This window comes from Roseateles sp. SL47 (assembly GCF_026625885.1).
Lineage (GTDB): Bacteria > Pseudomonadota > Gammaproteobacteria > Burkholderiales > Burkholderiaceae_C > Roseateles.
The window spans coordinates 2,649,837-2,660,970 of the sequence record NZ_CP113068.1 but is presented as its reverse complement, the minus strand read 5'-3'; the positions used below and the strand labels follow the sequence as shown (position 1 = coordinate 2,660,970).

The following is an 11,134-nucleotide window of genomic DNA, read 5'->3' as shown; positions in this document are numbered from 1 at the left end:
CCCTTCACGAATCAGGGAATTCCCTTGTACTGACAGCAAACTTACAATCCGCACGCTGCGCATGGCGCGGGACTTGCATTCGGATGCGGCGTCCTTTCGGCCATCGTAAAGACGCCCTCGCAGGCATGTGCCGGTCCCTCGGCCAACCTTCGCTGACCGTTGCCTTCCCCTCGCTGCAGGTGTTGTTCTGCCCTTTGAGCAGCTTGCTGCCCTCACCCTTTTTCAGCTTTTTTGTCCGTCCAGGAGCCCGCCATGACCCTTCAACAGCTCAGTCAAGTCAAGCGCTGGATGGTCATGCACAGCGCCCGCCATCCGGTGGAACTGGCGGTATGGAATGGGGTGCTGACGCTGTGGATGCTGGGCTTCATGGGCGTGCCCGGGGTGCTGCTGATCAAGGCCTGGATGGCCCTGCCGCTGTGTTTCGCCGCCTGGGTGCTGCCGATGGTCTACACCGGCGGACGCCGCCGCCTGCACCGGCAGGGTCGCCTGCGGTGTGACTGGCTGACCGCTCTCTGATTTCTGCTCGGATCGAGCGCAGGCGGGCCCCAGGCGCACGCCTGGCGCCCCCCAGGGCGGATCAACCGGCCTTGCGCGCCGCCCGCAGCCGGCGCATGACCGGCTCATTCAGTTGCCGCGTCAGCTTGTTCCACTTGGCGCTGAGCTTGTCGATGCGGGCCAACAACGGCTCGGCCGTGGCCTGATCCCCGGTTTGCAGCGCCCAGATCGCATATTCCGCCCACACCTCGACGCTGCCGAAGCGCTCACTGGCCGACTCGAATTCAGCCCGCGCCTCAACGCCCTGGCCCAATGCGGCCAGACTGCGCGCGGTCACCAGCGCCACCGCCTCGGCCCGGAAGTTGGGCTGCTCAGCGCGGATGCTGCGCACATGGTCCAGCGCTTTGCCTGCATTGCCAGCTTCCAGGAAGGCCCGAGCCGCACCCAGGCGAATTTCCAGGTCCTTGGCAAACGGACCTTGCAGGCAGGCTTGATAGCGTTCGGCCGCCTGGGTGGCATCACCAGCGTCCAGCAGAGCTGCGGCCAGGCGCATCTGGTTCTGGGCCGTCGGGGTGTCATCAAAAGCAGCCTGGGCCTCGCGCAACTCCCGGCCCGGGTCGACTGCGCGCGCGGCGGAACGGACCACCTTGCGGGCGCCGTGCTCCAGCCGGGAATGCGGCAGGATGATCACAAACAGATAGACCAGGCTGCCCAGCAGCGGGAACGAAAACAGAATGATCAACCAATACAGCTGCTGACCATTGCGCACCACGTGAACGGCACAGAACAGTGCCAACAGAATATGAAATCCAAGCCCGACGAATGGCATCGTCGCCTCCCGAGTCACGGTTGAGTATTGATATTTGGATCTGAGGACGAGTGCCTCTCCCGAGCCGCAATTGTCGCGGAATCGCCATGACAGACACCCTCCGGGCAAATGCCAGGAGGGCGCTGAAAGCAACAGTCAGGAGAAGATCGGTGCGCGCCGCGATGTGCGTCCGTTACGCGCCGATGTGCGTCGATCGGCGCCTGTCAGTGCGCCAGACCCATCCACTCGCCGCGGCGCTGGAAGGTGTCGAAAATGTCTTGCGCCAGAGCGCGCAAGGTGTCGTCGCCCTTGGTGTAAGCGCAGGCCAGGCGCTCCAGGGCATAGGGGCGGTCGTAGACCATGCGGGTGGCCTGCAGCTTCATGCCCTGGCTGACCATCAGGTCCCCCAGCCGCCAGAGGTCGTCCATGCCGGCAGGCCCTGCCACGCTCAGGCCGAGATCCGGCACCAGCCCCCAGGGGACCTGGGCGGTTTCGGGCAGGAGATTCGACGGGATGACGTTGATGTGCATGGCTGGCCTCGGTGAAGCAGGAGGTTCTGGCCGCCATGATGCGCCGCCACCGGACGAAACTTGAGCCGGAAAAGCAGCCGGAAAACCCGCCAGTTTCCGGCTTCGGAGGCGGGCACATCCGCCGTGTCAACAGGCGGAGCGCCCGAGGGGCGGAGCGGCTGAGGGGCTGAGGGGCGGAGCGCCGGAGCGCCCCTGATGCAGCGTTTCAGCGCCCTGGCTTGGCGATGAAGGTCGACAGCTCCTGGCACCAGGTCCCCGCCCGCAACTCCATCTCCTGCAGCGCCTGCACGTCGATACCGGCATCCCGCAGCATCTTGGCCGATGCTTCATTCAAGGCCACCTGGTGGCTTTTCTTCTCCAGGTACACCACCCGCTGGATGCCCACCTGAATGATGGACTGCACGCAACGCGGGCACGGGTACTGGGTGGTGTAGATGGTGCTGCCCGTCAGTGGCAGCACCACGCAGTTGAGGATGGCATTGACCTCGGCATGCACGATGTAGCTGTGCCGGGAGTGCAGCGGGTCATTGTCGTCGTCGGACCAGTAGGTGGGGTCGTTGTCGTCACATCCCCGCGGCAGGCCGTTGTAGCCCACACCGACGATCTTGTAGTCCGCGCTCGCAATGCAGGCGCCGTTGCGCTTGCGGCTGTCCTTGGAGCGGGCGCTGGCCAGCAGGGCCACCCCCATGAACATGGAGTGCCAGTCGATCAGCGGTTGGTTGTCCATCTCAGCGTCCTGCCATCGTCACGCCCTTGTTGGCCAGGGCATCCGCACGTTCATTGCCCGGGTCTCCTGCATGACCCTTCACCCAGCGCCATTCCACCTGGTGCAGCTTGCGCAACGCGTCCAGCCGCTGCCAGAGCTCGGCATTTTTGACCGGCTTGCCGTCCGCTGTCTTCCAGCCCCGGCGCTGCCAGCCACTGATCCATTCGGTCATGCCTTTGCGGACATATTCGCTGTCCGTGTAGATGACGATGTTGCAGCTGCGCTTGAGGGAGGTCAGCGCCTCTATCACGGCGGTCAGCTCCATGCGGTTGTTGGTGGTGTTGGCCTCGCCACCGCACAGTTCCTTTTCGTGGCCGCCACTGCTGAGCCATGCGCCCCAGCCCCCGGGCCCTGGGTTGCCCTTGCAGGCACCGTCGGTATAAATGACGACGCTCGGTTTGCTGATGCGGGGGGCCGCCGGTGCGGATACTTCGGTCATGATGTTCTGATTCTGTGCTTCAAAAATGCCGCAGGGCGGCTAGGGCCTCGGCGGACCACCCGCTCCATGCCCGGCCGCAGGGCCGGCCAATGGGGACCGGCGATGCGGTTGCTGATTCAATGCCACGGCCGGCGCCGCCTTGGCGCCCCGGGTTTTCTTGCGAGCCAGGCCCACCAGCCGCATGCCATGGACGCGCTTGACCGCCACCACACCATACAACGCGCCCAGCACCGTCCACCACTTGCTGCCGGGCTTTTCGATCCACTGCCAGCGGTCCAGCCAGGCCTGGCTGAACAATGGCGGCCGATAGCAACCAAAAGCCGCACGTTCCACGTCAAAAGACAAAAGACGCAGCCAGTCCCGGAGGCGCCAGTAGCCGATGTACTCGCCTTCATCCGGCAGGAAGAGGCGCGGCGGCTGGGCATCCGCTGCAGGATGCCGGTGAAACATCCGACCGTTGACCCGGGCCAGATTCTGCCTCAGCGCCCACAGGCTGGCCGGATTCAAGCCCAGGATCACCACCCGCCCTTCCGGCCGCAGGACTCGCTCCACCTCGCGCAGACAGCGGTGCGGCGCGCCGGTCAGCTCCAAAGTATGAGGAAGTACAACCAGATCGAGGCTATTGGCTTCAAATGGCAGCGCGTCGAACTCACAGAACAAGGCCACCGCATCCTGTTTGGGCAGCGGGCGAGGCTCGGCCTGCACATTCAATGGCATGGTGCGGATGTCGGAAACCGCTGGGCCCGCACTCATGGCCGGGGCTGGCACCCACGGGTGGTCCATGGCCAGCCAGCGGTGAGGCATGCGGTTGGCCCTGAGCCCCTCCAGCTGGGGTAACCCGAGCTGGACCGCATGGAAACCAAACAGATCCACCACCGCCGTATCGATGAACGACTGCTCCCACCCCAACAGATACTGCCCCGGTGGCGTGCGTAGCCATGCCGCCAGCTCCTCGGCCGCTAGGCCGGGGGCCGGCAGCACCGACTCTACAATCGGCGCCGGGTCATCGTCCTGGCTCGCTCTCGTCATTGCTTGGACCGCATGGAACTGATCGCCCTTCCTGCCTTCACCGACAACTACATCTGGCTGCTGCACAACGGCAGGCAGGCCTTTGTCGTGGACCCGGGCCAGGCCGCCCCCGTCACGGAGGCGCTGCAGGCCCGGGGACTTCAGCTGCAGGGCATTCTAGTGACGCACCATCATGGCGATCATGTCGGAGGCCTGTCGGAACTGACGGAATTCCTGAGCCCTGGCGCCAGGATCTGGGGTCCCGCCCATGAAAAGATGCCAGTGCCCATTCATCCGCTGGTGGGAGGCGACCACTTTGAGCTGTTGGGCCACCGGATTGAAGTGGTCGATGTCCCTGGCCACACGGCCGGCCATATCGCCTTTTTCCTGCCTGGGGCGGGGGGCAGTGACGCCACCGCTGGCCCGGTGCTGTTCTGCGGCGACACGCTGTTCTCCGCCGGCTGCGGCCGCTTGTTCGAAGGGACGGCGGCCCAGATGCAGGCCTCGTTGAGCCGCCTCGCCGCCCTGCCGGCCAGCACCCGTGTGTGCTGTGCGCATGAATACACCTTGTCCAATCTGCGTTTTGCACGGACAGTCGAGCCCGAGAACGAGGCCATCACTCAGCACGAGGCATGGTGCCAGGCCGTCCGTGCCGAGCATCGGCCCACCCTGCCCTCCACGCTGTCGCTGGAGCTCCAGATCAACCCCTTCCTGCGCTGCCACCACGCTTCAGTCCGGCAGGCTGCGCAGCACTTCGATCCGCGCGTCGGCCCTGAACCTGCATCGGTGCTTGCCGCCCTGCGCCAATGGAAGAACGAATTCCGATGAATCGATTTCCCCGCCTCTCCGCCCCCGCCTTCTTTTCGTCCGTCCAGCGCACTTCGGGCCGTCCGGCCCTGAGCCTGCTGACGGTGCTGGTATCGCTGGCCCTTGCCGCCTGTGCCGGCGTGCCGCGCCCCCTCCAGGCCGGCGCCGCTGACGCCGGGACAGCGCCGCAGGTGGCCGCCTCGGGCGCGGCCGTGCCCGGCATGGATGCCGCCCCGATGCCCAAGGTGGCCGTGGCTGCTGCCGCTGCGGCTTCCGGCTTGCCCGCGCCGGAAGAGAAGCTGGACGTGCTGCTGGAAGACAACCTCAATCCCGGCCAGAAGGTGGATCTGGACGCGCCCAAGACCCACGCGGACCTGTGGTCGCGCGTCCGCGCGGGCATGGCCATGCCGGAGCTGGACAACGACCTGGTCCGCAAGGCGGAAGACTGGTACAGCACCCGCCCGGACTATGTGGCGCGCATGACGGGCCGTGGCAGCCTGTATCTCTACCATGTGGTGGAAGAGGTGGAAAAACGCGGCATGCCGATGGAACTGGCCTTGCTGCCGTTTGTGGAAAGCGCCTTCCGCGCCGATGCCCAGTCCAACGCCAAGGCGGTGGGCATGTGGCAATTCATGCCTGCCACCGGCCGCGACTTCGACCTCAAGCAGAACATCTTCCGCGACGACCGCCGTGACGTGCTGGCCTCCACCCGCGCTGCACTGGATTATCTGCAGCGCCTGAACAAGATGTTCGATGGTGACTGGCAACTGGCGCTGGCCGCCTACAACTGGGGCCAGGGCAATGTCTCTCGCGCGGTGGCCCGCAATCAGAAACTGGGCCTGCCGGCGGATTACGACAACATCCGCATGCCGGATGAAACCCGCTATTACCTGCCCAAGCTGCAGGCGATCAAGAACATCGTCATGCATCCGGAAACCTTCGGGTTGGAGCTGCCGGCGGTGGAAAACCACCCGTATTTCCTGTCGGTCAACATCGACAGGGACATCGACGTGAGCCTGGCGGCGCAACTGGCCGCGCTGGATGAAGAAACCTTCCGCCAGTTCAATCCGCAGATGAACAAGCCGGTGATTCTGGCGGCCAGCAGCGGCCAGATCCTGCTGCCTTACGACAACGCCAGCACCTTCGTGGCCAACCTCGAGAAGCACCGGGGCCCGCTGGCCACCTGGACCGCCTGGGTGGTGCCCCGCACGATGAAGCCCGCCGATGCCGCCAGGCAGGTGGGCATGAGCGAAACCGGCCTGCGCGAGATCAACCGCATTCCGGCGCGCATGCTGGTCAAGCAGGGCTCGACGCTGCTGGTGCCTCGCAATGCCTCCCGGGACAAGGACGTTTCGGAGCATCTGGCCGACAACGCCAGCATCATGTTTGCGCCGGATGTGCCGCCGCTGCGTCGGGTGACGCTCAAGGCCGGCCGGGGCGACACCGTGGCCACCGTAGCTCGCCGCTATCGGCTGGGGACCACCCAGGTGGCGCAGTGGAACCGGGTGAGCACCAAAGCCAGCTTCAAGCCGGGGCAGGCGGTGGTGGTGTACTTGAGGGAGAACCAGGCCGTCCTGGCGGACAACTCCACCGCTTCCGCCGGCACCAACAGTGGGGCCAACAGCGCGGCCAACAGCAGGTCCAAGGGCGCGGGCAAGTCGGCCCGCCCCACGGCTACCCGCACGCCGACCAAGGTGGCGGCCAAGGGCCCGCGGAGCACCAGCACCAGCAACAGCAACAGCAAGGCGACGGGTGCCCGTGTGGCCAGCAGCCGCAATGGCGGCGGCACGGTAGCGTCCACCAAGACCACAACGGCCTCCAGCCTGCGCTGAGGCCAGAAACGGCATCCAGAGCGTCAGCTCAGGCCCGCCCGGCAGCGTGGGCGATCGGGCCGCACACCCGCAAAAAAGGCGCTCCTCGGAGCGCCTTTTTGGGTGTCTGGCCGGCAGCGAATCGCCGCGCCCGCTCAGACAAAAAACAGGGCTATCGACGTCAGCAACCCCAGCGCCCACACCAGGCTGCGCAGGGCCGCCAGGTCCGCCAGATACAGGCCGATGAAAATGACCCGCAGGGCGATGAAGGTCAGGGCCAGCAGATCGATGCGGCCTTGATCGAGATGCATCTGCTGGGCCGCCAGCACACCGGCCACAAAGATCGGCAGGGCCTCGAAGCCATTGGCCTGCGCCGCATTGGCGCGGGCCTGCCAGCCGGTCTGGCGGTTGAGCCAGCTGCGGGGGTCGTGGTTGTCAAATCCGCCTTCGCTGCGCCGCCGCCCATACCCCCTGGACTTGGCCATTGCGGCACAAACCACCGGCAGCAGGGCCGCCACGATGATGCAGTAATTGGCCACGGTCATGACGGTCTCCGGTCCACCAAGGCATGGGCAATAGTGCCCAGATCCACATATTCCAGCTCACTGCCCACCGGCACACCGCGTGCCAGCCGGGTGCTGCGCAAGCCGCGCGCCTTGAGCGCCTCGGCCAGCACATGGGCGGTGGCCTCCCCTTCAGCCGTGAAGCTGGTGGCGAGGATCACTTCTTCCACCTGCCCGTCGGTGGCCCGCTCCAGCAACGGTGCCACGCCGATCTCTCGGGTGCCGATGCCGTCCAGCGGGCTGATGCGCCCCTGCAGCACGAAGTAATAGCCGTGATAGGAGGCCGTGCGTTCCATGGCGGCCTGATCGGCCGGCGACTCCACCACACACAGCAGCCGGGCATCCCGGTGCGTGTCCTGGCAGATTTTGCACAGCGGGGTTTCGCTGAAGGTGTGGCAGCGCTCGCAATGACGCACGTTGCGCGCCGCCTCCTGCAGCGCACGCGCCAACGCATCGGCGCCAGCACGGTCGTGCTGCAGCAGGTGGTAGGCCATGCGCTGAGCCGATTTCTGGCCCACGCCCGGCAGGCGCCGCAATGCCTCGATCAGTTGTTCGAGCGCGCTCACCAGGGGGCGATCAGAACGGGAACTTCATGCCGGGAGGCAGCGGCATGCCGGCCGTCAGCTTGCCCATCTTTTCCTGGCTGACTTCTTCGGCACGGCGCACCGCGTCGTTGAAGGCGGCGGCCACCAGGTCTTCCAGCATGTCTTTGTCGTCGGACAGCAGGCTGGGGTCGATGGCGACGCGCTTGACGTCATGCTTGCAGGTCATGGTGACCTTCACCAGGCCGGCGCCGGACTGGCCCTCGACCTCGATGTTGCCCAGTTCTTCCTGGGCGCGCTTCAGGTTGTCCTGCATCGCCTGGGCCTGCTTCATCAGGCCTGCGAGTTGACCCTTCATCATGATGGTGATCCTTGTCGGTTCAGAGAGGTTTGATGGACCCCGGCAGGATGCGCGCAGTCTTGAACTGCGCCAGCAACTGCTGGACCTCGGGGTCTTCGAGAATGATGGTTTCAGCGCGGCGTTGGCGCGCACGGGCTGCCATGGTATCGCGCAGCGCCGGTGAGTCGGTGGCGCGGCCTGGTTCGATGTCGAGTTGGACCGGCGTGTTCAGGTGGGCGGACAGCGCGGCCTGCAGCTTGTCCTGCAGCGCCGGCTGGCGCAGCGACTCGCGCTCCACCCGGAAGCACCAGCGTTGCGGCGAGGCCTGATCGTCGATGGACAGGCATTCGGCCTGCAGCGCCAGTTCGCGCGCCAGGGCGTTCAGGCCCAGTTGGGGCACCAGTTCGGCCCAGCGCTCACCGCTGGCGGTGGGCACCAGAGTCACTTCTTCCACGGCGGTGGAGAGGTAGATGCCCTCGCCCGCCTGGCCTCGTGCGCCGCCGTGTGCGCCGCCTTCACCTCCCATGGCCAGGTCGTGGTCGAGGTCGTCGTCCAGCATGGAGGAGCCGACGCTCATTTCCTCGTCAGAAGGCGGAGGGACGTCGAGCCACGGCGGCGCGCCGTCATCATCGTGCGGGGGAGAGAGGTCTTCGGGCGGTTCCACCGGCTCAGCAGGTTCTGCCGATTGCACAGGCGCAGCGCGAGGCCGCAGGCGGTCGCTGAAGCGGGTGGCTGGGGCGCCTGCAGGGGCCGCGCGGAGGGGGCCGGAGCGGGAACCTTGGGAGGGGCTTGGGGAGGCTCCGGTGCCTTCGGTGGAGGCACGGGCAGGGGCGGCAGCGGCGGCAGCGGCGGCAGGGGCGGCAGGGGCGGCAGGGGTGGCAGCGGCGGCAGCGGTTGGTGCCACAGGGGTAGCAGCAGGCGTGGCTGCCGCGTGGCCGCGTGAGCCTCTGGCCTCGGTGTGGGCCGCTTGAGCGCGCTCAGCCTCGGTGGGCAAAGGCGCGTCTTCCCACGGGGGAACGTCCGCAGCCGACGGGGCTGCGGCTGGCGTGTCGGATCGTTGCGAGCCTTCGGCCGCAGCCTGCGTTGATGGGCCCGAGTCAGCCTCGATCGGCTTGGCGGGTTGGGTCGGTTGGGTCGGTTCGGTCGGTTCGGTCGGTTCGGTCGATCCGTTCGATCCGTTCGATCCGGCCGCTCCAGCCGATTCGGATGACGCGATCGATTCACGGGACGGGAGCGATCCCTCGTCGCTTCCGGCGGCGCCGTCGGAACCAGCGGCCGCATGCTGTTGCGAAGCGGTCGAAGTGGCCCCAGACCGCATGTCAGCGGCAGCGTCGGTGTTTGCCTGAGCCTGGGCTTCGTGATGAGCACCTGAAATACCAGCCTCACCCTTGGAATCAACGCCGAGGGTCGCCCCAGAGGCTGAGGCTGAGGCTGAGGCTGAGGTCGGGGTCGGGGTCGAGGTCGAGGTCGAGGTCGAGGTCGAGGTCGGGGCCGACGATGCATCGGCCATTGATGGAGCCGATGCTGCCGAAGTCTCCGTCGCTGCAGTCGTCGCGGGCTCGGCAGACACCGTCGCGGGCTCGGCAGACCCCGTCGTTGACGCGGCGGGCGATCCGGACACCGTCGTTGGCGTTGTGGCACCTGCGGTGTCTGAAGCGTGCACGGCACCGCGTGGCGCCACGGGAGCCCCCGCATGGCCCCCCATCGAAGCGCCCCCCTGCACACCACGCGCCGACGGCCCCACCCCGGTTCCTGAAGCTCCAGCGGCTCCGGTTGCACCTGATCCGCTAGCCGCACCAGTCGCACCAGTCGCACCAGCCCCGCCTGTCACACCCGTTGGTTTCGCCCCACCGTCTGGCAGCCCAGTCCCGCGCGGCGCACCGCCCTCAGGCCGGAACGCCATCATGCGCAGCAGCACCATCGTGAGGCCGGCGTATTCGTCCGGCGCCAGCGGCAGCTCCTGCCGGCCATGCAGCGCCATGCTGTACATCAGCTGAATTTCGTCGGGCGGCAGTTGGCCGGCCAGGGGCAGCAACTCCGCCAGATCCGGGTCGCTGGCATCCAGCGCACCAGGCGCCGCCTGGGCCACGGCCAGATGCTGCAAGGCCACCGCCAGATCTTCCAGCGTACCCCCCGCCGACAGGCCCATGTTGCGCAGCCGGTCGGAAGCGCCCACCAGCGCGGCACCGTCGCCGGCCACCAGCGCTTGCAGAATGCCCACCACATGGCCGCGATCCACACTGCCCAGCATCTGCCGCACGCCGGCTTCCTTCAGCTCGCCAGAGCCGAAGGCAATCGCCTGGTCGGTGAGCGAGAGCGCGTCCCGCATCGAGCCTCGTGCCGCCCGCGCCAGCAGGCGCAGCGCGCCCGGCTCGGCAGGGACCTGCTCGATGTTCAAGACCTTGGTCAGATGCTCCAGCACCGTCTGAGGGGCCATCGGCCGCAGGTTGAACTGCAGGCAGCGCGACAGCACCGTGACCGGCACCTTCTGCGGATCGGTCGTGGCCAGCACGAACTTCAGATAGTCCGGCGGCTCCTCCAGCGTCTTCAGCATCGCGTTGAAGGCGGTGTTGGAGAGCATGTGCACTTCGTCGATCATGTAGACCTTGAAGCGCCCCACCACCGGCTTGTAGACCGACTGGTCCAGCAGCTGGGAGATTTCTTCCACACCCCGGTTGGAGGCGGCGTCCAGCTCCACATAGTCCACAAAGCGGCCAGCATCGATGTCCCGGCAGGCGTCACAGACGCCGCAGGGGTGGGCGGTGATGCCGCCCTGGCCGTCAGGCCCCAGACAGTTCAGGCTTTTGGCGAGGATTCGGGAGACGGACGTCTTGCCCACCCCCCGGGTGCCGGTGAACAGGTAGGCATGGTGCAGCCGTTGCTGCGTGAGTGCATTGGCCAGGGCCTGCACCACATGCTCCTGACCCATCAGCTCCTCGAAGGTACGGGAGCGGTACTTGCGTGCGAGGACCTGGTAACTCATGGCGCGGCATTCTACGGGGGGCGCCTGACGTGATGACCGGAC

12 protein-coding genes and 1 pseudogene are annotated in these 11,134 nt (G+C 66.7%); 3 read left to right on the top strand and 10 right to left on the bottom strand.

Annotated features, from left to right (window positions below; all coding sequences use genetic code 11):
* Positions 1–252: 252 nt before the first annotated feature.
* On the top strand, positions 253–516 hold the full coding sequence (locus OU995_RS11465; RefSeq protein ID WP_267835678.1) for a hypothetical protein: 264 nt from the start codon (positions 253–255) through the stop codon (positions 514–516).
* A gap of 61 nt (positions 517–577) precedes the next feature.
* Here the strand turns inward: OU995_RS11465 and OU995_RS11460 are convergent, their stop codons facing one another.
* From OU995_RS11460 to OU995_RS11440, 5 genes are all read right to left on the bottom strand, one after another.
* Positions 578–1,291 (bottom strand): tetratricopeptide repeat protein, encoded by a 714-nt coding sequence (locus OU995_RS11460; protein ID WP_324288738.1) that lies wholly within the window; start codon positions 1,289–1,291, stop codon positions 578–580.
* Between the two features lie 236 nt (positions 1,292–1,527).
* A complete protein-coding gene (locus OU995_RS11455) occupies positions 1,528–1,833 on the bottom strand; it encodes a hypothetical protein (protein WP_267835677.1) in 306 nt (101 codons plus the stop codon).
* Between the two features lie 205 nt (positions 1,834–2,038).
* Positions 2,039–2,560: a deoxycytidylate deaminase gene (locus OU995_RS11450; RefSeq protein WP_267835676.1), complete on the bottom strand. Its 522-nt coding sequence runs from the start codon at positions 2,558–2,560 to the stop codon at positions 2,039–2,041.
* Between the two features lies 1 nt (position 2,561).
* Complete coding sequence (gene rnhA / locus OU995_RS11445) at positions 2,562–3,038, bottom strand: ribonuclease HI (protein WP_058937546.1); 477 nt, start codon at positions 3,036–3,038, stop codon at positions 2,562–2,564.
* Between the two features lie 39 nt (positions 3,039–3,077).
* The gene (locus tag OU995_RS11440; RefSeq protein ID WP_267835675.1) at positions 3,078–4,067 is read right to left on the bottom strand and encodes a class I SAM-dependent methyltransferase; all 990 of its coding nucleotides are present in this window, start codon (positions 4,065–4,067) and stop codon (positions 3,078–3,080) included.
* 12 nt (positions 4,068–4,079) lie between these two features.
* Between OU995_RS11440 and gloB the strand changes: the two genes are divergently transcribed.
* Together gloB and OU995_RS11430 are read left to right on the top strand one after the other, a co-directional pair.
* Positions 4,080–4,874: a hydroxyacylglutathione hydrolase gene (gene gloB / locus OU995_RS11435; RefSeq protein WP_267835674.1), complete on the top strand. Its 795-nt coding sequence runs from the start codon at positions 4,080–4,082 to the stop codon at positions 4,872–4,874.
* A complete protein-coding gene (locus OU995_RS11430) occupies positions 4,871–6,685 on the top strand; it encodes a transglycosylase SLT domain-containing protein (protein ID WP_267835673.1) in 1,815 nt (604 codons plus the stop codon). The genes gloB and OU995_RS11430 overlap by 4 nt, the downstream gene beginning before the upstream one ends.
* A 134-nt stretch (positions 6,686–6,819) precedes the next feature.
* Here OU995_RS11430 and OU995_RS11425 read toward each other — a convergent pair whose 3' ends face one another.
* The 5 genes and pseudogenes from OU995_RS11425 to dnaX form a co-directional block, all read right to left on the bottom strand.
* The gene (locus tag OU995_RS11425; RefSeq protein ID WP_267835672.1) at positions 6,820–7,209 is read right to left on the bottom strand and encodes an MAPEG family protein; all 390 of its coding nucleotides are present in this window, start codon (positions 7,207–7,209) and stop codon (positions 6,820–6,822) included.
* The gene (gene recR, locus OU995_RS11420) at positions 7,206–7,793 is read right to left on the bottom strand and encodes a recombination mediator RecR (RefSeq protein ID WP_267835671.1); all 588 of its coding nucleotides are present in this window, start codon (positions 7,791–7,793) and stop codon (positions 7,206–7,208) included. Before recR ends, OU995_RS11425 begins: the two co-directional genes overlap by 4 nt.
* Positions 7,794–7,803: 10 nt before the next feature.
* A complete protein-coding gene (locus OU995_RS11415) occupies positions 7,804–8,130 on the bottom strand; it encodes a YbaB/EbfC family nucleoid-associated protein (RefSeq protein WP_088450374.1) in 327 nt (108 codons plus the stop codon).
* Positions 8,131–8,149: 19 nt separating this feature from the next.
* Positions 8,150–8,635, bottom strand: a complete 486-nt coding sequence (locus OU995_RS27565) for a DNA polymerase III subunit gamma/tau C-terminal domain-containing protein (protein WP_420714883.1) — start codon at positions 8,633–8,635, stop codon at positions 8,150–8,152.
* A 1,349-nt stretch (positions 8,636–9,984) separates the two neighbouring features.
* Positions 9,985–11,092: pseudogene (dnaX, locus tag OU995_RS27560) on the bottom strand (DNA polymerase III subunit gamma/tau); the annotation flags it as partial.
* Positions 11,093–11,134 lie beyond the last annotated feature (42 nt).

Bases quoted from the DNA above. Each gene is read 5' to 3' on its own strand.
- OU995_RS11430 (WP_267835673.1), top strand. From the start codon at position 4,871: ATGAATCGATTTCCCCGCCTCTCCGCCCCCGCCTTCTTTTCGTCCGTC.
- gloB (WP_267835674.1), top strand. From the start codon at position 4,080: ATGGAACTGATCGCCCTTCCTGCCTTCACCGACAACTACATCTGGCTG.
- rnhA (WP_058937546.1), bottom strand. From the start codon at position 3,038: ATGACCGAAGTATCCGCACCGGCGGCCCCCCGCATCAGCAAACCGAGC.
- OU995_RS11450 (WP_267835676.1), bottom strand. From the start codon at position 2,560: ATGGACAACCAACCGCTGATCGACTGGCACTCCATGTTCATGGGGGTG.
- OU995_RS11465 (WP_267835678.1), top strand. From the start codon at position 253: ATGACCCTTCAACAGCTCAGTCAAGTCAAGCGCTGGATGGTCATGCAC.
- OU995_RS27565 (WP_420714883.1), bottom strand. From the start codon at position 8,635: ATGGGAGGTGAAGGCGGCGCACACGGCGGCGCACGAGGCCAGGCGGGC.
- OU995_RS11415 (WP_088450374.1), bottom strand. From the start codon at position 8,130: ATGATGAAGGGTCAACTCGCAGGCCTGATGAAGCAGGCCCAGGCGATG.
- OU995_RS11425 (WP_267835672.1), bottom strand. From the start codon at position 7,209: ATGACCGTGGCCAATTACTGCATCATCGTGGCGGCCCTGCTGCCGGTG.
- OU995_RS11455 (WP_267835677.1), bottom strand. From the start codon at position 1,833: ATGCACATCAACGTCATCCCGTCGAATCTCCTGCCCGAAACCGCCCAG.
- OU995_RS11440 (WP_267835675.1), bottom strand. From the start codon at position 4,067: ATGACGAGAGCGAGCCAGGACGATGACCCGGCGCCGATTGTAGAGTCG.